The organism is Nocardia otitidiscaviarum (assembly GCF_007362295.1).
Taxonomy (GTDB): Bacteria; Actinomycetota; Actinomycetes; order Mycobacteriales; family Mycobacteriaceae; genus Nocardia; species Nocardia otitidiscaviarum.
Genome location: NZ_CP041695.1, coordinates 6,971,261 through 6,990,713, shown reverse-complemented (window position 1 = coordinate 6,990,713; position 19,453 = coordinate 6,971,261). Strand labels below are relative to the sequence as shown.

The 19,453-nt window shown below is 66.5% G+C and carries 19 protein-coding genes; 10 read left to right on the top strand and 9 right to left on the bottom strand.

What is annotated here, in order from left to right; genetic code table 11:
• Positions 1 to 175 precede the first annotated feature (175 nt).
• The 5 genes from FOH10_RS31425 to FOH10_RS31405 all read left to right on the top strand — a co-directional run bounded on the left by FOH10_RS31425 (position 176) and on the right by FOH10_RS31405 (position 6,269).
• A complete protein-coding gene (locus FOH10_RS31425) occupies positions 176 to 685 on the top strand; it encodes a HEPN domain-containing protein (protein ID WP_186000639.1) in 510 nt (169 codons plus the stop codon).
• The gene (locus tag FOH10_RS31420; RefSeq protein ID WP_143983375.1) at positions 686 to 2,326 is read left to right on the top strand and encodes a P-loop NTPase family protein; all 1,641 of its coding nucleotides are present in this window, start codon (positions 686 to 688) and stop codon (positions 2,324 to 2,326) included. It abuts the gene before it with no gap.
• 652 nt (positions 2,327 to 2,978) lie between these two features.
• The gene (locus FOH10_RS31415; RefSeq protein ID WP_143983374.1) at positions 2,979 to 4,004 is read left to right on the top strand and encodes an adenylate/guanylate cyclase domain-containing protein; all 1,026 of its coding nucleotides are present in this window, start codon (positions 2,979 to 2,981) and stop codon (positions 4,002 to 4,004) included.
• Between the two features lie 424 nt (positions 4,005 to 4,428).
• A complete protein-coding gene (locus FOH10_RS31410) occupies positions 4,429 to 5,424 on the top strand; it encodes an ATP-binding cassette domain-containing protein (protein WP_143983373.1) in 996 nt (331 codons plus the stop codon).
• Entirely contained in the window at positions 5,421 to 6,269 is an 849-nt protein-coding gene (locus FOH10_RS31405) for an ABC transporter permease (RefSeq protein WP_081592124.1), read from the top strand. Before FOH10_RS31410 ends, FOH10_RS31405 begins: the two co-directional genes overlap by 4 nt.
• 6 nt (positions 6,270 to 6,275) lie before the next feature.
• Here the strand turns inward: FOH10_RS31405 and FOH10_RS31400 are convergent, their stop codons facing one another.
• Entirely contained in the window at positions 6,276 to 6,470 is a 195-nt protein-coding gene (locus FOH10_RS31400; protein ID WP_143983372.1) for a hypothetical protein, read from the bottom strand.
• 98 nt (positions 6,471 to 6,568) lie between these two features.
• Here FOH10_RS31400 and FOH10_RS31395 point away from each other — a divergent pair, with 98 nt between their 5' ends.
• Both FOH10_RS31395 and FOH10_RS31390 read left to right on the top strand, forming a co-directional pair.
• Entirely contained in the window at positions 6,569 to 7,096 is a 528-nt protein-coding gene (locus FOH10_RS31395; RefSeq protein ID WP_029930539.1) for a peptidylprolyl isomerase, read from the top strand.
• Between the two features lie 17 nt (positions 7,097 to 7,113).
• Entirely contained in the window at positions 7,114 to 7,992 is an 879-nt protein-coding gene (locus FOH10_RS31390; protein ID WP_029930538.1) for a rhomboid family intramembrane serine protease, read from the top strand.
• Between the two features lie 63 nt (positions 7,993 to 8,055).
• Here FOH10_RS31390 and FOH10_RS31385 read toward each other — a convergent pair whose 3' ends face one another.
• Together FOH10_RS31385 and crgA are read right to left on the bottom strand one after the other, a co-directional pair.
• Positions 8,056 to 8,496 carry a PH domain-containing protein gene (locus FOH10_RS31385; RefSeq protein WP_143983371.1) on the bottom strand — a complete coding sequence of 147 codons (441 nt, stop codon included), beginning with the start codon at positions 8,494 to 8,496 and terminating at the stop codon, positions 8,056 to 8,058.
• Positions 8,497 to 8,646: 150 nt separating this feature from the next.
• A complete protein-coding gene (gene crgA, locus FOH10_RS31380; RefSeq protein WP_143983370.1) occupies positions 8,647 to 8,913 on the bottom strand; it encodes a cell division protein CrgA in 267 nt (88 codons plus the stop codon).
• A 107-nt stretch (positions 8,914 to 9,020) separates the two neighbouring features.
• On the opposite strand from crgA, the gene FOH10_RS31375 reads away from it, so the two are divergent.
• Genes FOH10_RS31375 through FOH10_RS31365 form a run of 3 tightly spaced genes read left to right on the top strand, consistent with a single transcriptional unit; the run spans position 9,021 to position 10,820 of the window.
• On the top strand, positions 9,021 to 9,659 hold the full coding sequence (locus FOH10_RS31375; protein WP_029930535.1) for an aminodeoxychorismate/anthranilate synthase component II: 639 nt from the start codon (positions 9,021 to 9,023) through the stop codon (positions 9,657 to 9,659).
• Positions 9,656 to 10,369 carry a RibD family protein gene (locus tag FOH10_RS31370; protein ID WP_244961457.1) on the top strand — a complete coding sequence of 238 codons (714 nt, stop codon included), beginning with the start codon at positions 9,656 to 9,658 and terminating at the stop codon, positions 10,367 to 10,369. Before FOH10_RS31375 ends, FOH10_RS31370 begins: the two co-directional genes overlap by 4 nt.
• Complete coding sequence (locus FOH10_RS31365; protein WP_244961456.1) at positions 10,359 to 10,820, top strand: deaminase; 462 nt, start codon at positions 10,359 to 10,361, stop codon at positions 10,818 to 10,820. Before FOH10_RS31370 ends, FOH10_RS31365 begins: the two co-directional genes overlap by 11 nt.
• Positions 10,821 to 10,879: 59 nt before the next feature.
• Here the strand turns inward: FOH10_RS31365 and pknB are convergent, their stop codons facing one another.
• Genes pknB through FOH10_RS31335 form a run of 6 tightly spaced genes read right to left on the bottom strand, consistent with a single transcriptional unit; the run spans position 10,880 to position 19,282 of the window.
• Positions 10,880 to 12,781 (bottom strand): Stk1 family PASTA domain-containing Ser/Thr kinase, encoded by a 1,902-nt coding sequence (gene pknB / locus FOH10_RS31360; protein ID WP_143983369.1) that lies wholly within the window; start codon positions 12,779 to 12,781, stop codon positions 10,880 to 10,882.
• On the bottom strand, positions 12,778 to 14,343 hold the full coding sequence (locus FOH10_RS31355) for a protein kinase domain-containing protein (RefSeq protein WP_186000638.1): 1,566 nt from the start codon (positions 14,341 to 14,343) through the stop codon (positions 12,778 to 12,780). Before FOH10_RS31355 ends, pknB begins: the two co-directional genes overlap by 4 nt.
• 34 nt (positions 14,344 to 14,377) lie before the next feature.
• On the bottom strand, positions 14,378 to 15,850 hold the full coding sequence (locus FOH10_RS31350) for a peptidoglycan D,D-transpeptidase FtsI family protein (RefSeq protein ID WP_039808179.1): 1,473 nt from the start codon (positions 15,848 to 15,850) through the stop codon (positions 14,378 to 14,380).
• On the bottom strand, positions 15,847 to 17,319 hold the full coding sequence (locus tag FOH10_RS31345) for an FtsW/RodA/SpoVE family cell cycle protein (RefSeq protein ID WP_029930529.1): 1,473 nt from the start codon (positions 17,317 to 17,319) through the stop codon (positions 15,847 to 15,849). The genes FOH10_RS31350 and FOH10_RS31345 overlap by 4 nt, the downstream gene beginning before the upstream one ends.
• A complete protein-coding gene (locus FOH10_RS31340; RefSeq protein WP_143983368.1) occupies positions 17,319 to 18,818 on the bottom strand; it encodes a PP2C family protein-serine/threonine phosphatase in 1,500 nt (499 codons plus the stop codon). Before FOH10_RS31340 ends, FOH10_RS31345 begins: the two co-directional genes overlap by 1 nt.
• A complete protein-coding gene (locus tag FOH10_RS31335; protein WP_029930527.1) occupies positions 18,815 to 19,282 on the bottom strand; it encodes an FHA domain-containing protein FhaB/FipA in 468 nt (155 codons plus the stop codon). Before FOH10_RS31335 ends, FOH10_RS31340 begins: the two co-directional genes overlap by 4 nt.
• Positions 19,283 to 19,453: the final 171 nt, after the last annotated feature.

Here is a 19,453-nt window from a genome sequence, read left to right as displayed (position 1 = left end):
ACCACGGACTAGCTACGCGCCCACCCCGCAGAAGGTGGGGGCGTATGCCAACAGCGGCGCATAGCAACGGCGATGCTGCGGCCTACCCATTACGAACATGACCGGCGCGCCGAGGCAGGGATTTCTGCGTCTCGTGAGACGATGTTGTGTTCGCTTGCTGCTGAAGGAGTTATCCGTGCCGACCTTGACGCCAGCTGATCAGGTTGGCCTGCACATCTCCACCCTGAAGAGTGCACAGTTGCAGATCTACAGCAGCAGCGCCGGTCGCCACCCCTTCCCTCTAGCGGTCCTGATCAAGCAGATAGTCTCAGACAGGCTGATCCTGGCAGGAGATCGTCTCAGGGACGGTGATCGACTAATTCTTGGGAAGAACTATCGATCGGCGATCAGTCGGCACTACTACGCGATGTACCTTGCAGCCCGAGCGGTTGTGTTCGCCGAGGAAAAGGGTGACGACTACGAGAAACATAGCGTCTTGCCGCGACACTTACCGCCGAGTATGTCAAACGTAAGTCAATACGAGAACGAGTTGACTGACGCTAGATTGCTCCGTAATCAAGCCGATTACGATATCTATCCGGTAAGTGAAGCGGGCTGGGAAGTCGAAGCTCGCTCCCTTGCAGTTACGGCCGCCCGGTTCGTAAACGCGTTCGAACACTTCGCACTCACGAATGGACATGTTTAAATGCCAACGCCGGATCCCGCACATGAAGCACGGCGACTTCTTCGTGACGCCGACATCGAAGTCATTAATATTGAAGAACGTATGTTTCCGGGCGAGCGCTGGCTTGTTGTTTTCGTTCCAGCGGAGTTTCTTACGATTGCTCAGAGTCTGGCTGGCGCGATCGAGCTGCGCTTGAATACTCTATTCTCGAATGATTCGAGCCTATTTACTATCGTTTTTCGTGTTCCTCCGAAGGTCGATCAAGATATTGAAAGTACGATCGATGGAGGGCGTCTTGCTCGTGAAGACGTGACACGGCTAATCCAACTCCTTGAGGCGCGTTCACGGACATCAGACGCTCTACCAAGCTTGTCTTTTGTGGAGGATCCGAGAGCCAGCCTTGCTGCAGTTGTTGCGTCTCGTCATCATCTTATTTATGGTCGACGAGGCGTAGGAAAGACCACTTTGCTACTCGAAGCGAAGCGTATTGCGGAAAATTCGGGATATATTGCAGTTTGGATCAACGCTCACGTCTTTCGTCAACTTGACGCCACTCGCAGCTTTATGGAAGTTGCAACATCGGTATTAGACGCACTGATTAATCATGGAGGATCGTCGGGATCCCCCGCATTTCGCGATCTGAGCAATTTGCGATCGAAGCTCGGGGAATTCAGCGGTGAGTCACTGACTGGCGGTGACATCGCTGGAGTTATTCCTAGCATCAACCGGGGGTTGCGTAAGGTTCTTGCCTACGATGTTCTGCGCCTGTACTTGTTCGTGGATGATTTCTATCTTTTACCAGCCGATATTCAGCCACAATTCTTGGATTATGTCTTTGGTATGCTTCGGGACACTGATGGATGGATAAAAGTTGCTAGTATTGAGCGGCTTACGCGGCCATTTGAGCCCTCCACGAAGACGGGTTTGGAGATACCGCATGATGCGTCTCGAATTGACCTTGACATTACGTTGGAAGATCCGAAGGCTGCCCAGAATTTTCTTGAGTCAGTGCTAGCTAGCTACACTGCTACGGCAGGCGTGAAGCGGCCATCTTCAATTGCAAAACCAGAAGCGTTAAGTCGGTTAGTGATCGCTTCTGGTGGCGTTCCACGCGACTATCTAAATCTCTTCGCCTCTTCGATAGTTGCGGCAAGAGGGTCGCGTCCACAGGCGAGAGAAATCGGGCGCGAAGATGTCGCCAAGGCGGCCAACGAATCGTCTCAGAGCAAAAAGCGAGATCTGGAGCAAGATGTTTCTTCGGAGGCTTCGGGCCTTCTGCTCGCGGCGCTGGAACGAGTATCAGGCTTCGTGAAAGGAGAGGGATATGCCTATTTCAGGGTTGATATGGCAGAAAAAAATCGGTCGGGATACAAGATACTCGCCCAATTGGTGGACCTACGTTTTATGCACTTGATTCAGGCAAGCCTCTCCGACCAGAGTAAGGCTGGCGTTAAATATGAGGCATACATTCTTGACCTAAGCGAATATGCTGATGTCAGGTTGAAACGAAGCCTTGAAGTTCTAGACCTTGAGGCTGGAGCCTGGTTCTCAAGGCTAACAGGAAAGGCTGGGTCAAAGGAAAAGCTAGTTGGAACTAAATTGCGTGACAAACTGCGTCGTGCCCCGCTGGTTCATGTCGATGAAGTACTGCTCAACGATTGAGGGTGACTTCGGGTAGTTCGGGCGCCCGAGCCATTCGGTCACCGTGTTGGCGTTGCTGGTGTTCAGCAGGCGCGACGGGTCGAGGTGAATTCCAAGTTGGCCATCTGGTCGGTGGTCAGCACCTTGTGTTCGGTCAGGAGTGAGAGAAGGCGACGGTCACGGTCGAGCAGGCGGAATCACGGACCCGCGTCCGGATGCCCGCCGCAGTGCGCAGCACGGCCGCCGCGCCGCGTCCTGCGCGATGAACCTCGGTATTGATACTGAGTCGGTATTTCGCGTCGGCTCCTGGATTGTGGGGTTGAGCGGCGCGGATGCAGACTCTGTGTTCGGCGTTGGGGGTGGCGACTATAGGACGCCGAGCAAACGCCGACCCACCCGTGCCGCCATCTGCGGACTCAAACGCAGCCCTGCGATCGTGGTGGCCGGTCACCGGGTACCACCGCCCGTGACCGGTCGGGCACCCACCGCACGAATCATTATGTCCTGCCCGTCGACCAGCACCGCGCGGTTCGTATGCTGGTCCGTCAGGTCCACTCATCGATAGGCGCGTGCTCACGAAGAGCATGAGCCTTTATTCGTGCCATGTTGTGATCGGTCACCAGGCGGGTCGTGGCGGCGGCGTGGTGGGGGGTGTGCGCCGTAAGGTGGCTCCATGGCCTCCACTGAGATCTCCAAGTTGGTTCAGTCGGTGGTCGAGCCTTATCTGCTGAGCGGGGAGCGTAAGTACAACCGGCGGCAGGTGGCCGACCGGACCGGGGTGCCGTCGACGCTGTCGCGGCGGCTGTGGGTGTCGTTGGGGTTTCCGGCGGATCCGGATGATGAGGCGATCGAGTACACCGACGCCGATGTGCAGGCTGTTCGTGCCTTCACCAAACTGAATGTGCTTGCGCGGGCGGATGTTCCGCGGCAGACGGCGGCGGCGCGGCAGTTGGGGCAGTCCATGGCGCGGCTGGCGGAGTGGCAGGTCGATCTGGTCACCGAGGAGATCTTGGACCGGATCGCGGCCATTACCGAGGCCGATCCCGCGGCCGATCCGCAGGAGGCGGCGCGGGCGGCCACCGAGGAGGTCGTCTCCGAACTCGAGCAGTTGCTCTCCTATGCGTGGCGGCGGCAGTTGGCCTCCTCGCTGGCGCGGTCGCTGGACGGCGGTGCGGTGGCGGGGGACCAGGTGCGGCAGCTGGCGGTCGGGTTCGCCGATATGGTCAGTTACACGCGTCTGACCCGGCATCTGGACCCCGAGGAGCTCTCGGCGCTGCTGGAATCGTTCGAGACCGTCACCAGCAACGCGATCACCGCGGGAGGCGGCTGGGTGATCAAGAATGTCGGCGACGAGGTCATGTACGCGGCCGGGTCCGCCGAGCAGGGCGCGCGCATCTCCCTGGCCATTCAGGAGGCCGCGGAGGCGTCGCCGGGCATCACCACGCAGTTGCGCATCGGGCTGGCCTACGGGCCGGTTCTGCAGCGCTTCGGCGACCTCTACGGCGATGTGGTGAACGTGGCCGCGCGGCTCACCGGTGTGGCGCGGCCGGGCACCGTGCTCATCGACGACGGCGCGGCGGCGCGACTCGACGGCGATTCGGAATTCACGCTGCGGCATCTGCGCAGTGTGCGGGTGCGCGGTATCAGCCGACTGCGCGGGCATGTGCTGCGCCGCAACGAGATTCGCCCACTCATCTAGATCATATTGGTCTAGTCCGGTGCGCCGACTCCAGAAAGGGGGGCGGGCCTCGGCGAAGGGGGGGAGTTAGCCGAGGCCCGCGATAGGTCGGCCCGGGGGGGAGGGGCCGACGGGAACGATCCTACGCGACGATTCGAGTTTGTGTGCGCACGGGGACCATCGCGTTGGAAGAATTTTTCGCCGAACCTGTCGTACCCCGCTGCGAACATGTGTTCGTGCACGAGCTGTCGAGGACCGCGCGCCGCCGCATTCCCCGGGGATGCGGCTCCTCGTGTGCGACAGGCGTTTCGAAACGGGGTAAATGGGATGAAATCACGATCAGCCTGGGCAATACTGGGGCCATAGCGTCCCGGTCACGGTCGACAGTATCTGCGCAGCTCACACACCTACACGAGCTCAGAACCCAAACGACACCAGGAGAATCATGCCCGACGCAATAGTCGCAGAGGGGCTGGTCAAACGGTACGGCCGTGTGGTCGCACTGGACGGACTCGACTTACGGGTGCCGGAAGGCACCGTCAAAGCCCTGCTGGGTCCCAACGGCGCGGGGAAGACCACCACCGTCCGCGTGCTGACCACCCTGCTCATCCCCGATTCCGGCCGCGCCACCGTCGCGGGGGTCGACGTGCTGAAGGACCCGCAGCTGCTGCGCTCCCGAATCGGCACCTCCGGCCAGTACGCGGCCGTTGACGAATACCTCACCGGCTTCGAGAATCTCGAAATGGTCGGTCGGCTGTACCACCTCGGGGTGCAGCGCAGTAAGCAGCGCGCCCGGGAGCTGCTGGAGCGCTTCCGGCTGTCCGACGCCGGCGACCGCCCGGTGAAGGGCTACTCCGGCGGTATGCGGCGGCGGCTCGACCTCGCGGGCGCACTGGTCGCCAATCCGCCGGTGCTGTTCCTGGACGAACCGACCACCGGTCTCGATCCCCGTGCGCGCCTGGACCTCTGGGATGTCATGGAGGAACTGGTCGCGGGCGGCACCACCCTGCTGCTGACCACCCAGTACCTGGAGGAGGCCGACCGGCTGGCCGACTCCATCGCCGTGATCGACCACGGCACGGTGATCGCCGAGGGCACCTCCGACGAGCTGAAGTCCATGGTCGGCGGCGACCGCATCGAATTGACCGTCGACCATGTGGACAATCTGGCGGTCGCCGAACAGGCGCTGTCCGGGCTGGCGCACGGCGAGATCCGGCTGGAGCCGGGGCTGCGGCGCATCATCGTTCCGGTCAGCAATGGTTCGCAGGCGCTGGTCGACGCCATCGGCCAGCTCGCCAAGCACGAGGTGGCGATTCACGACGTGGGTCTGCGGCGGCCGTCGCTCGACGACGTGTTCTTGACCTTGACGGGCCATGAGGCCGAGGAATTGGTGAACGGCTCGGGTTCGGCGGAGCTGGAGAAGGAGGGACAGGCCCGATGAGCGCCATGCTGACATCCGTCGAGAAACCGTCGCTGGCCCAGCGGGCCACCATGTTGGCGAGCGACAGCCTCACCATCACCAAGCGCAATGTCATCAAGATCAAGCGCGTCCCGGACGTGCTGATCTTCACGACGCTGTCGCCGATCATGTTCGTGCTGCTGTTCGCGTACGTGTTCGGCACGGCCATCCAGGTGCCGGGTATGGAGGGCGGCTACCGCGAATTCCTCATCGCGGGCATCTTCGCCCAAACGGTCGTATTCGGCGGCACCTTCACGGGTTTGAGCCTGGCCGAGGATATGCAGAAGGGCATCATCGACCGTTTCCGCTCACTACCCATGGAGCCCGCGGCGGTCCTCATCGGACGCACCGGCGCCGACGTGGTGATCAATGTGGTGAGCCTGGTGGTGATGTCGCTGGCCGGTCTGGTCGTCGGCTGGCGCATTCGCGGATCGTTCGTGGACGCGGTGCTGGCGTACCTGCTGCTGTTGCTGTTCGCCTACGCGATCTCGTGGATTATGGCCGTGATCGGCCTGATAGTGCGAGCGCCCGAGGTGTTCAACAACGCGGTGTTCATCGTGATCTTCCCGCTCACCTTCCTCGCCAACACCTTCGTGCCGATGGAGAATCTGCCCGGACCGCTGAAGCTGTTCGCGGAATGGAATCCGGTGTCGGCGCTGACGCAGGCCACTCGCGATCTGTTCGGCAATACCAGCCCGGCCATGCCGCCGCCGGACACCTGGTCCATGCGGCATCCGGTGGCGACCACGCTCATGTGGGTCGCGGTGATCCTGGTGATCTTCGTTCCGTTGGCCGTGCGGCAGTACAAGCGCTCGGTGAGCCGGTAGGAACGCTCAGCGCGTGGTTTCCGTGCCTGCCCCGGCGAGCGGGGTGGGTGCGGAACCATTGCGGGAATAGCCCAGGCGCGGCGGCTCCGGGGCGGGGGCGGGCGGCTGCGGGCGGCGGTTCAGGACGACCGCGACAATGCTGCCCACCGCTCCGAGTAGTGCCGCCGCGATGATTCGGTTGCGAAAACTCCCCAGCTCCATCCGACCACTGTGACACAGCACGCGTTTTCGCGCAGCAAGGGGTGGTGACCGCAGGTCGCTGGGGGTTCTCTCGCTGGCTACGGCATAGCATGGGCGGCGTGACCTCACCGAATCAGACCGCCGTGGCGACGCTGCACACCAACCTCGGCGATATCAAGATCTCGCTCTTCGGTAACCACGCCCCCGCGACGGTGCGGAACTTCATCGGCCTGGCCGACGGCTCCGCCCCGTACACGACGAAGAATGCCGCGGGCACCGATTCCGGGCCGTTCTACGACGGGGCCGTCTTCCACCGCGTGATCGACGGCTTCATGATTCAGGGTGGCGACCCGACCGGTACCGGGCGCGGCGGACCGGGCTACGAGTTCAAGGACGAGTTCCATCCCGAACTGCGCTTCGACCGCGGCTACCTGCTGGCCATGGCCAATGCCGGGCCGGGCACCAATGGTTCGCAGTTCTTCATCACCGTCGGCGCGCAGCCGCATCTCAATCGGAAGCACACCATCTTCGGAGAGGTGGTGGATCCCGACTCCCGCAAGGTGGTCGACACCATCGCCACCACCGCGACCGATCGCAACGACCGGCCGAAAGATCCGGTCGTGATCAACAGCGTCACCATCGACTGAATTCGAAAGCAGTAGAGATGAATCCGCACCCGCCCGCACCGTCGTGTTACCGCCATCCGGACCGGCCCACCGGTCTGGCCTGCACGCGGTGCGGGCGGTCCGCCTGCCCGGAATGTCTGCGCTCGGCCTCGGTCGGGCAGCACTGCGTGGACTGTGTGGCACAGGGGCAGAAGGATGTTCGGCAGGTGCGCACGGTGGGCGGGGCGACGCTGTCGCGCAATCCCGTGCCGTTCGTGACCTACGCGCTGATCGCCGTGAATGTCGTCATCTACGGCATTACCGCGCTGGAAGCCGGGAACCTGATGGACAATCGGGCCTCCTCGCTGTTCAGGGCATGGCGGTTGGTGCCCGCCTTCGTCGGCGACGGCGAGTGGTTCCGGGTGGTCGGCTCCGGCTTCCTGCACTACGGCCTGATCCACCTGCTGGTGAATATGCTCGCGCTGTACCTGCTCGGCCCGTACTGCGAAGTGGCGCTGGGACGTACGCGCTTCCTCGCGGTGTATCTGGCCTCGCTGCTGGGTGGCTCCGCGGCCGTCATGGCGCTGGTCGATCCGCTCACCGCCACCGTCGGCGCGTCCGGCGCGATCTACGGTCTGTTCGGCGCGGTCGCGGTGATCATGCTGCGCACCAGGCAGAACATGACGCAGATCGCCGTGCTGTTGGCGATCAACCTGTTCATCAGCGTGTCGGTGCCCGGCATCTCGCTGTGGGCGCATCTGGGCGGACTCGCGGCGGGGACGCTGTCCACGGCCGGGATCCTGTACCTGCCGCGCCTGCTGCGCGCCCGCACCCAGTCGACCGCCTCCGCGATCGGTTGGGGATCGGTGGCGGCCGTGGTGGTGCTCGCGCTGGTGGTGAGCGTGCTGGCCGCGCCGACGGTGATAGTGATCAACTGACGTCGCGGCGGCCCGGCCGGATCGATTCGCGGAGCGACCGGAGCGACTCGGGTGAACTACCGGTCAGTGGCCCAGATGGGTGCGCAGGGTTTCGAGGACCTCGTCGGGTGCGGCCCCGAGATCCCAGCGGCCGAAGATGAGCAGCCGCTCTTCGCCGCCGTCGTTCACATCCAGTTCGAGCATGGGCATCCGGCGGCCGAGTCGCCGGTAGGAGACCACACGCGCCCGCAGCACCTGCTCGGGTGTGTAGCGCTTGGGTCCGGCCACGCCGCGCACCACGACCGGATCGGGGGTGCCCGGCTCGACGGCCAGGCGCGGCCGCTGCCGCAGGCCCACTCCGGCCATGACGAGCAGGGCGACGGCGGCCAGGCCGATGAGCAGCCGTCCGGGCGGATCGTCGGACAGGAAGGCCGCCACGGCGAGCACGATCCCGCCGAGGGCGCAGACCGCGAGGGCGGCGGGTGGGGTCGACCACGCCAAGGCGCGGGAATCGGCTGGCGTCACTGTCCCCAAACCCTCCTCGAGTTGTCCACAGATTCATCCACAAGTGTGTATGAATAACACTGTTGTAAGGCGATAGAGCTCACTAGCAGCCGCTATATGTAGCGGTCGTATCCATCCACACCCCGCTCATCTTGTGGAGACTGGGGAGAACTAGCGCCAGCGCATGGTCATGATCAGGCCCACGACCATGAGGCCGAAGCCGATCAGGAAGTTCCACGCACCCAGATCGCTCATCCAGCTGATCTGCTCCGCGGCCAGGTAGTACACCAGCAGCCACACCAGCCCGGCCAGCATGAAACCGAGCATGATGGAGACGTACCAGACCGGCGAGGGGCCCGCCGCCTTCACCTTGACGGGTGTCCGGCTGGCCGGGTTGATCGTGTAGTCCGTCTTCTTCCGGACCTTCGACTTGGGCATGGGTGGCTCTCCTCCGCCTCTCCGTGACTTCAGCGCATGGCTGAGGTATGCGTCCATACTAGGTATTGCCTGCGACGATCGCGGCCGCGCCCAGCTACTCTCGAACCATGCGTGTTCTGGTCGTCGACAATTACGACAGCTTCGTGTTCAACCTGGTTCAGTATCTGGGGCAGCTGGGCGTGGACGCGACGGTCTGGCGCAATGACGATCCACAGCTCGCGGACGTGAACGCGGTGGTGACCGAATTCGACGGGCTGCTCATCAGCCCCGGACCGGGGACGCCGGAGCGCGCGGGGGCCAGTATCGACCTGGTGCGCGCCTGTGCGAAGCACGAGGTACCGCTGCTCGGGGTGTGCCTGGGGCATCAGGCCATCGGTACGGCCTTCGGCGCCACCGTCACGCGGGCCCCGGAGCTGCTGCACGGCAAGACCTCCGACGTCTACCACATCGGCGCGGGGGTGCTGGCCGGACTGCCCGACCCCTTCACCGCCACCCGCTACCACTCGCTGACCGTGCTCGAGGAGACCATGCCGCCGGAGCTGGAGGTGCTCGGCCGCACCGAGAGCGGGATCGTCATGGCCATGCGGCATCGTGAGCTGCCCATTCACGGGGTGCAGTTCCATCCCGAATCCGTGCTCACCCAGGGCGGGCACCGGATGCTGGCCAACTGGCTGGGCGTCTGCGGCGCCCGGCCCGACGAGGGCCTGGTGCGGACCCTCGAGGCGGAAGTCGCGGCGCTGGTGTGAATCGCCCCGACGATGTGGTGCGCCGCCGACCGCATGTGCTGTTGTCGGTGGCGGTGAGCATCGACGGATACATCGACGACGCGCGCACCGATCGGCTGCTGCTGTCGAATTCGGCGGATTTCGACCGAGTGGATCGGCTGCGGGCCGAATCCGACGCCATTCTGGTCGGCGCGGAGACGCTGCGCCGCGACAATCCCCGGCTGCTGGTGAACAGCGCCGAACGCCGCGCCGCCCGGGTCTCGGCGGGGCGATCCGAATACCCGCTGCGGGTGGTCGTCTCGGCCAAGGGCGAGCTCGACCCGGGGTTGCGCTTCTGGCGCAGCGGCGGGGAGCGCATCGTCTACACCACCGAGGCCGGTGTGGTGCGGCTGGGTGATCGCCTCGCGCGGGCGGCGACGGTCGTATCCCTGGGCGGTGCGGTCGATTTCGCCGCGCTGCTGGACGATCTCGGCGCGCGCGGCGTCGAACGGCTCATGGTGGAGGGCGGCGGCGCGATCCACACCGCCTTCCTGTCGGCGGGACTGGCCGATGAGATGCTGATGGCAATCGCCCCGATCCTGGTCGGCGATACGGCCGCCCCGCGATTCCTGCGTGCCGCCGCGTATCCGGGTGGGCCGCATCGGCGGCTGCGGCTGGCCGAGGTCAGCCAGGTCGGTGATATCGCCCTGCTGCGCTACCTGCCGAAGGAGGAGGGTCCCCGTGTCGGATGAGCAGCGCCTGCACCGGCAGTGGATGCGCCACGCCATCGGACTGGCCCGACTGTGCCCGATCAGCGCGACCGCGTTCTCGGTGGGCGCGGTGATCGTCGGCGAGGACGGTGTGGAGATCACACACGGTTGGTCGCGGGAGACCGACGAGAAGGTGCACGCCGAGGAATCCGCGCTGAACAAACTGGAACCGGACGACCCGCGGTTACCGCACGCCACCCTCTACAGCACCCTGGAACCCTGCTCGCAGCGCGCCAGCCTCGACCGCGCCCCCTGCACGGATCGCATTCTGCGCGCGGGCATTCGGCGGGTCGTCATCGCCTGGCGTGAACCGGCCACCTTCGTGGCCGACTGTATCGGCGTCGAGAAACTCCGCGAGCACGGCATCGAGGTGATCGAACTGCCCGACCTCGCCGACGAGGCCATGTCGATGAACCGCCACCTGCGGCTCTGACGAGAATGGCCGCGCTCCTCGCGGGGCGCGGCCATGTCGGTGGTGCAGGTCGGCGGATCTCACGGGGGTCCGAGGGACAGCACGCCGGTCGTGATGGTCACCGTCGCGGTCTTGCCGAGCGAGGAGCCGACCGCGGGCTGCTGGGCGATGACCCGGCCCACACTGCCCGCGTCCAGGGTGGCCTGGGTGTTCTGGCTGATCTGGCCGACCCAGCCGCGCGAGCGCAGGGTGTCGGCGGCCTGGGCGGGGGTCATACCGCGCAGGTCCGGCATGGTGATGGCGTCGCCGGTGGAGACCTGGACGATGACCGTGGAGCCCCGGTCGGCCATGGATCCGCCCGCCGGGTTGGTGCCGATCACCGTGCCCTTGGGCTGGGAGTTCTGCACCTCCTGCACGGTGATCTCGAAACCGGCGCTCTCCACCAGGTTGGGTTCGGCCACCTCCAGCGGCTGGCCCACCACGTCGGGGACGCGCACCTGTTCGGGTCCCTTGCCGAGGGTGATGGTGACCGTGCTGTTGGCGTCGATGCGCGCGCCCTCGGTGGGGGTCTGGGCGATCACCTTGTCCTTGTCCTCGACGCTGGAGGCGTCGCGCTGCACGTCCGAATCCAGCCGCAGCCCTTTGGCATTGAGCTGCTGTTCGGCCTGCTGCTGGGTGAGTCCGGCCAGGCGCGGCACCGCGACCTGCGCGGGACCGGTGGACACCTGGAGGGTGACGGTGCTGCCCTCGTCGACGCGCGAGCCGCCGAGCGGCTGGGTGGCGATCACATTGCCCTGCGCCACCTTGCTGTCCGGCTTCTCCTGGATGGCGACGGTGAAACCGAGCCGCTCCAATTCCTGCTGCGCGGTGGCGGCGGGCCGGTTGGCCAGGTCCGGCACCGCGACCTGGTCGGGTCCGGCACCGGGACCGATCAGCGTCCAGAACAGGACGAAGGCCACCACCACCGCGGCCGCGCCGGCCAGGCCCAGGTACAGCCCGCGGCGGGAGCCGTTCGCGTCGACGATCTCCTGTTCGGAGGTGTCGTCGCCGCGTTCCACGGTCCGGTAGCGCGGTGCGGGGAATTCCTCGTCGAGGAAGGTGGTGCTCTCCTCCTCGGTCATGACCATGGGCGCGGTCGGCTTCTGCCCGCCCAGCACCCGGATCAGGTCGGCGCGCATCTCGGCGGCGGTCTGATACCGGTTGGCCGGGTTCTTGCTCATGGCCTTGAGCACGACCGAGTCCAGTTCGCGCGGCACGCCCGGGTGTACGTGCGAGGGCAGCCGCGGATCCTCCCGGACGTGCTGGTAGGCCACCGCGACCGGGGAGTCGCCGGTGAAAGGCGGTTCGCCGGTGAGGATCTCGTACAGCACGCAGCCGACGGAGTACACGTCCGAGCGGGCGTCGACCTGTTCGCCGCGGGCCTGCTCGGGGGACAGGTACTGCGCGGTGCCGATGACCGCGGCGGTCTGCGTCATGGGGTTGGAGCTGTCGGCGATGGCGCGCGCGATGCCGAAGTCCATCACCTTCACCGCACCCGCGCGGTTGATCATGATGTTGGCGGGCTTCATATCCCGGTGGACGATGCCGTTGCGGTGCGAGAAGTCCAGCGCCGCACACACATCGGCGATGACCTCCATGGCCCGGCGCGGCGGCAGCGGCCCCTTGCCGCGCACCAGATCGCGCAGCGTGTCACCGTCCACGTACTCCATGACGATGTAAGGCAGCGGTCCGCCGTCGACCTCGGCCTCACCCGTGTCGTAGACCGCCACGATGGCCGGATGGTTCAGTGCGGCGGCGTTCTGCGCCTCCCGCTTGAACCGCAGGTAGAACGTGGGGTCGCGGGCCAGGTCGGCACGCAACACCTTGATGGCCACATCGCGGCCGAGGCGCAGATCCCGCGCCTTGTGGACTTCGGACATACCGCCGAACCCGATGATCTCGCCCAGCTCGTAGCGAGAGGAGAGATTCTTCGGGGTCGTCATGGCAGTCCTTGCTGGGCGGCGGGAGCTGGAGTGCTGCTGTGTGCTGGTCGCGTGGTTCCGAACGCACCACCGGCGCCACCGGGCACCGTCGGTGGCCACGATGGTATTTCGAACGGGGGCTCGATGGTGGTCTTGCTGGGCTTGACCGTGGTGGTCGGCGCCGGTTTGGTCGTGCTCGGTTGCTGCGGCGTGGTGGTCGGCGGCTGCGTCGTCGTGGTCGGCGGCGGCTCCGTGGTGGTCGGCAGCGGTTCCTCGGTGGTCGGCGGGACCGTCGGCGGCGGGGGCACGTACCGGGTGGTGGTCGGCGGCTCGGTGGTCGTGGTGGTGGTCGGCACCGGCGGCGGCACCACCACGGCGCTGGTCTTGGTGGGCGGCGTCGAATCCGGCGGATCCCCGCTGAGCAGGACGAAGGCCGCCGCCGCACCCACGACCAGCGCGCCGACGCCGAGACCCGCGAGGGCCTTCTGGCTGTTGGTGAAACGTCCGCCGCCCTGTTCGGCGGTGCGTCCACCGATCGGCGGCGTGCCGGGCGGCGGGGTGTTCGGGCCCTGCATCATGGCGGTGGCGACCGGCGGCTGCTGCGCCCGCTGTGCGTGCGGCGGTGTCGGGTACCGCACGGTGGCGGCGTCGCCGCGCGCGGCGGTGGGCAGGATCACGGTCGGTCCGGGCGGCAGCACCCGGGTGGCGCCGGAGGTCATCGGCCCGGCCAGGCCGCTGGGCGGCGGCGGCCGACGGCCCGCGCGTACGGCGGCCACCGCGTCGGCGAATTCGCCGCCGCTGGTGTAGCGCTGGCCCGGCTCCTTGGCCATGGTGATCTCGATGAGTTCCCGCACGTTCGGCGGCAGGTCGGGCGGCAGCGGCGGCGGGGTCTCCCGCACATGCTTCATGGCGACGGTGAGCGCGCCGTCTCCGGTGAAGGGCCGCTGTCCGGCCAGCGCCTCGTAGCCGACCACGCCGAGCGAGTACACGTCGGAGGCGGCGGTGGCGTCCTCGCCGGTGGCCTGTTCGGGCGCGATGTACTGGGCGGTGCCCATGACCATGCCGGTCTTGGTGACCGGGGAGGCGTCGACGGCCTTGGCGATGCCGAAGTCGGTGATCTTCACTTGGCCGGTCGGCGTCACCAGGATGTTGCCGGGCTTGACGTCGCGGTGCACGACGCCCGCGGCGTGCGCCACCTGGAGCGCGCGACCGGTCTGCTCGAGCATGTCCAGGCCCTGCGCCACCGACAGCCGACCGAGCCGGTTGAGCACGGCGTTCAGCGGTTCACCGGACACCAATTCCATGACCAGGTAGGCGGTTTCGCCGCCCGCCGGGTCCATGGTCTCGCCGTAGTCGTAGATACCGGCGATACCGGGGTGGTTGAGCTGCGCGGTGGTCTTGGCCTCGGTGCGGAACCGGTGCCGGAAGGTGGGGTCGGCCGAGAATTCCGCCTTGAGCACCTTCACCGCGACCCGGCGGTCGAGGCGGGTGTCCAGGGCTTCCCAGACCTGTCCCATACCGCCGGTGGCGATGAGGCGATGCAGCCGGTAGCGGTCGGCGATCAAGGCACCGTTGGTCAGCATTCCAGCCCCCGTCCAGCGAGCACGTTCATATCGTTCAGCCCCCCGCCAGTCCGGCGTCGAGCACCGCGCGGGCGACCGGCGCCGCGACGGAACCACCGGTCGCGGCCAGGGCGCGGTCACCGCCGTTCTCCACGATGACCGCGATCGCGATCTTCGGGTTCTGCGCCGGCGCGAAGGCGATGTACCAGGCGTGGGGCGGGGTGTTGCGGGGATCGCTGCCGTGCTCGGCGGTGCCGGTCTTGGAAGCGATCGTGTAGGGGCTGCGGCCCCCGCCCTGGGTGTTCTTCTCCGATTCCATCATCAGAGTGGTCAGTTGGGACGCCACCTGGGCGTTCACCGCCTGACCCACCGACATCGGTTTGGTGGTGCTGAGCACGCTGAGATCCGGGCCTTGCAGTTGGTCGACCAGGTAGGGCCGCATCCGGACGCCGCCGTTGGCGATGGTGGCCGCGATGACCGCGTTGTCCAGTGGCGTGAGCGCCACGTCGCGCTGGCCGATGCTGCTCTGTCCGAGCGCGGCGCCGTCCGGGATGGTGCCGACGGTGCTGTCCGCCACGGGAATCGGGATCCCCTCGTGCTGTCCGATACCGAACGCGGCCGCTTCGTCCTTGAGCGTCGCGGACCCAACCTTGATACCGAGCTCCACGAAAGCGGTGTTACAGGACAGTTTGAACGCGGTGGTCAGTGATGCGGTCTGGCTGTCGCCGGGGCCGCAGTGGTTGCCGTTGTAGTTCTCCAGCGTGGTGGCGGTGTCGGGCAGGGTGATGCGCGACGCGGCCGTGAACTGGTCGTCCGGCTGCGCGATGCCCGCGGACAGCGCGGCGGCCGTGACCACCACCTTGAAGGTGGAACCGGGCGGATAGGTCTGCGACACAGCGCGGTTCAGCATGGGTGAGCGCGGATCCTGCTGCAGGTCGTTCCAGGTCTGGGTGACCGCGGCGCCGTCGTGGCTGGACAGCTGGTTCGGGTCGTAACTGGGGGTGGACACCATGGTGAGGATGCGTCCGGTGCTCGGTTCGATGGCCACCACCGAACCGGTGTAGCCCTTCGAGGTGAGCTGCTCGTAGGCGACCTTCTGCATGACCGGGTCGATGGTGGTGACCACATTGCCGCCACGCGGATCGCGGCCGGAGACCAGATCGACGAGATGACGGCCGAACAGCTGATTGTCGGAGCCGTTGAGCACCGAGTCCTCGGCGTGCTCGAGCCCGGTGCTGCCGTACTGCATGGAGTAGAACCCGGTCACCGGGGCGTAGGCCGCCGGATCGGTCGGGTAGGTGCGCAGGTACTTGTACCGGTCGTCGGTGGCGACGGAACTGGCCAGCACCGTGCCCTGCGCCGAGATCTGGCCGCGCTGACGGGAGTACTCGTCCATCAGCACCCGCACGTTGCGTGGATCGCTGCGCAGGCTGTCGGCCTTGATGACCTGCACGTAGGTGGCATTGGCCAGCAGGGCGACGACCATGATCATCACGGCCATGGCGACGCGACGCAGGGGAGTGTTCACGCGGTGCCTCCCTTCGGAGGTCGCCGCACCATCTCGGTGGGGGCGTCGGCAATGGGTTCGGGGGCGCGCCTGCGCACCGGGGCGGGTGCGCGGGCCGCGTCGGAGATCTTGATCAGCAGCGCCACCAGCGCGTAGTTGGCCAGCAGCGAGGAACCACCGTACGAGACGAACGGCGTGGTGAGACCGGTCAGCGGAATCAGTTTGGTGACACCGCCGACCACCACGAACACCTGCACGGCGATGGTGAACGACAGTCCGGCGGCGAGCAGTTTGCCGAAGCTGTCACGCACCGCCAGCGCCGTGCGCAGCCCGCGCACCACGAGCACGGTGAACAGCATGAGCACTGCGGCCAGGCCGACGAGCCCGAGTTCCTCACCGATGGTGGTGATGATGAAGTCGGTCTTGGCGAAGGGCACCTGTGACGGCCGTCCGCTGCCCAGCCCGGTCCCCGCCAGTCCGCCGGTGGCCAGGCCGAACAGCGACTGCGAGATCTGGTAGCCGGTGTTGTTGTAGTCGTCGAACGGGTGCAGCCAGGTCTCCACGCGCACCCGCACATGCCCGAATCGGTTGTAGGCGAAGAGGAATCCGATGGCCAGCAGACCGCCGCCGATCACCAGCCAGCCCACCCGCTCGGTGGCGATGTAGAGCATGGTCAGCACGGTGACGAAGATGAGCAGCGAGGTGCCGAGGTCCTTCTCCAGCACCAGCACGCCGATGCACACCACCCAGACCACCAGGATCGGGCCCAGATCGCGGGGGCGCGGCAGCTCCAGCCCCAGCACATGCTTGCCCGCCACGGTGAACAGGTCACGCTTGGCGACCAGCACCCCGGCGAAGAAGATGATCAGCAGCAGCTTCGCGAATTCGCCCGGCTGCACGCTGAATCCGGGCAGCCGGATCCAGATCTTGGCGCCGTTGACCATGGAGAACCGATCCGGCAGCAGCGCCGGAATGGCCAGGGCTATCAGGCCGATCAGACCCAGGGTGTAGGCGTAGCGCGCCAACGTGCGGTAGTCGCGCAGCGTGATGAGCAGACCCATGAATACCACCATCCCCAGCCCGGTCCACAGCACCTGCTGATTGGCGTCGGGGGAGGGGATGGCCGTGGAGTTGAAGATGGCGTCCTGTTTATCGGCCAGATCCAGGCGATGGATGAGCACCAGCCCCAAGCCGTTGAGCAGGGCCACGATCGGTAGGAGCACCGGGTCGGCGAAGGCCGCGAAGCGCCGTACCGCCAAATGCGCGACCCCGAACAGCGCCAGGTACGCCAAACCCAGCTTGGCGATATCCCAGCTGATGGATTGTTCCTGGCTGGCCTCCACCAGCACCAGCGCCACCGTGGTGACGAGGGCGGCGAGGCCGAGTAGCAGCAACTCGATATTCCGCCGGGTGGACGGCGGCGGCGCGGGAGCGAATCCGCCCGGCGGGCTGGGAAAGGCCCCAGCGGACGGCGGTGCCGGTGCGGACATCAGTCCGTCACTCTGCAGTTCTGGCCCGCGATCTGCGGCGCCTGGGTGGTGGTGACGGGGGCGCTGGCCGGCGGCTGCTCGCGGTTCTCCGGCGGACGCAGCTCACCGGTGCGTTCGGTGCCGGGCTCGGTGTCCGGCTGACCGGTGGTGGTCGGCGGCACCGCCGTGGTCGGCGTGCCCGTGGCGGGCGGCTGATTCGGGTCGCTCGGCGGCGTCGGCTCCGGTTCGGCGGGCTTCTCGCACGGCGGCAGCAGTTCCCGCTGCGCCAGCGACCGCATCTGCGTCACGGCGTCCTCGCGGGAGCCGGGCGGCAGGCCCTTCTCGACGGAATCGCGACCGGTGGGCTTGAGATCGTCGAAGGTCAGTTCGCGGCAGCCGGCCGGGAAGTCGGTGCCGGGGGCGACGAGGGACAGTTCGCCGTCGCGGGTGACGCATCCGATCTGATCGACGTCGTGGATGGAGTAGCCCAGCACCGAACCGGGCAGCCCGCGTAGTACCACCACCCGATCGCCGTCCGCGCCCACGTAGTAGTTGCTGCGAATCATGTTGTAGCCGACCGTGAGCCCGGCGCCGATGGCCACGATGAGCGCCACCGCCAGCAGCAGCCAGCGCAGCTTGTGGCCCTTGCGCGGCGGTTCGGGCTCGGACTGCTGGACGGCGCGGCGCGGGGCGGCGCGCGGCGGTCTCATGGCGGCGGCCCGCCCGGCGGCGGTGTTCGGCGGGGGAGTGTCCTCGTCCTCACCGGAGGCCGCGCCCGCCACGATGGGGTGGCTCTGGCCGTAGTCGAGGTCGATCACGTCGGCGACCACGACGGTCACATTGTCGGGACCGCCGCTGCGCAGCGCCAGTTCGATGAGCCGGTCGGCCGCCTCGTCGGTGGTGCCCTCGCGCAGGGTGTTGCCGATGGTCTCGTCGCTGACCACGTCGGACAGGCCGTCCGAGCACAGCAGGTAGCGGTCACCGGCGCGGGCCTCGCGCACGATGAGCGTCGGCTCGATCTCGTTGCCGGTGAGCGCGCGCATGATCAGCGACCGCTGCGGATGGGTGTGCGCCTGTTCCGGGGTGATGCGCCCCTCGTCCACCAGCGACTGCACGAAGGTGTCGTCCCGGGTGATCTGAGTCAGCTCGCCGTTGCGGAACAGGTAGGCGCGGGAGTCGCCGACATGGGCGAGGCCGAGCTTCTTGCCCGCGAACAGGATGGCGGTGAGCGTGGTGCCCATGCCGTCGAGTTCGGGTTCCTCCTCGACCTGATCGGCGATGGCGGCATTGCCCTCGCGCACCGCGCGGTCGAGCTTGCCGAGCAGATCGTCGCCGGGTTCGTCGTCGTCGAGATGGGCCAGGGCGGCGATCATCAACTGCGAGGCGATCTCACCGGCGGCGTGGCCGCCCATCCCGTCCGCGAGCGCGAGCAGCCGCGCCCCCGCGTAGACGGAGTCCTCGTTGTTGCTTCGGACGAGACCGCGGTCGCTGCGCGCTGCGTAGCGGAGAACAAGTGTCACGATCGGAGCTCGATCACTGTCTTGCCGACACGGACGGGTGTGCCGAGCGGAACCCGCACCGGCGTGGTGACTTTCGCGCGGTCGAGGTAGGTCCCGTTGGTGGAACCGAGATCCTCGACATACCAGTCCTCACCACGCGGCGACAGGCGCGCGTGGCGGGTGGAGGCGTAGTCGTCGGTGAGTACCAGCGTGGAATCATCGGCCCGCCCGATCAGCACCGGCTGGGTGCCGAGAGTGATGCGGGTGCCGGCGAGTGAGCCTTGAGTCACCACGAGATATTTGGCGCCCTTCTGGCCCCGGCGAAACGATGGCAGCACCGCGGAACCACTCTGGGACCGTGGCGCGACTCTGATGCCGGATGCCGCGTAGATATCGCTGCGCAAGGTCCGGAGCACCGCCCACACGAACAGCCACAGCAGCAGCAGGAACCCCGCACGGGTCAATTGCAGGATCAATCCCTGCACGGTGCTCCACCTCCTGTTCGACCGTGTTGTAGGTACGGTTCGTCGACCCCCAACCGGTGTTGCCTGTCAGCACGGGCCGGGTTTCGCCACCGCGTGAGTGTTGGCAGCATCATAGGGCCGTAGACCGGTTGCGATCACGATACGACCGAGGATTCTCGGGCCATATCGTGA

Coding starts and splice junctions, on each gene's coding strand:
- FOH10_RS31390 (WP_029930538.1), top strand. CDS start 7,114: ATGAATCCGCACCCGCCCGCACCGTCGTGTTACCGCCATCCGGACCGG.
- FOH10_RS31405 (WP_081592124.1), top strand. CDS start 5,421: ATGAGCGCCATGCTGACATCCGTCGAGAAACCGTCGCTGGCCCAGCGG.
- FOH10_RS31415 (WP_143983374.1), top strand. CDS start 2,979: ATGGCCTCCACTGAGATCTCCAAGTTGGTTCAGTCGGTGGTCGAGCCT.
- FOH10_RS31400 (WP_143983372.1), bottom strand. CDS start 6,470: ATGGAGCTGGGGAGTTTTCGCAACCGAATCATCGCGGCGGCACTACTC.
- FOH10_RS31420 (WP_143983375.1), top strand. CDS start 686: ATGCCAACGCCGGATCCCGCACATGAAGCACGGCGACTTCTTCGTGAC.
- FOH10_RS31410 (WP_143983373.1), top strand. CDS start 4,429: ATGCCCGACGCAATAGTCGCAGAGGGGCTGGTCAAACGGTACGGCCGT.
- FOH10_RS31345 (WP_029930529.1), bottom strand. CDS start 17,319: ATGTCCGCACCGGCACCGCCGTCCGCTGGGGCCTTTCCCAGCCCGCCG.
- FOH10_RS31355 (WP_186000638.1), bottom strand. CDS start 14,343: ATGCTGACCAACGGTGCCTTGATCGCCGACCGCTACCGGCTGCATCGC.
- crgA (WP_143983370.1), bottom strand. CDS start 8,913: ATGCCCAAGTCGAAGGTCCGGAAGAAGACGGACTACACGATCAACCCG.
- pknB (WP_143983369.1), bottom strand. CDS start 12,781: ATGACGACCCCGAAGAATCTCTCCTCTCGCTACGAGCTGGGCGAGATC.
- FOH10_RS31375 (WP_029930535.1), top strand. CDS start 9,021: ATGCGTGTTCTGGTCGTCGACAATTACGACAGCTTCGTGTTCAACCTG.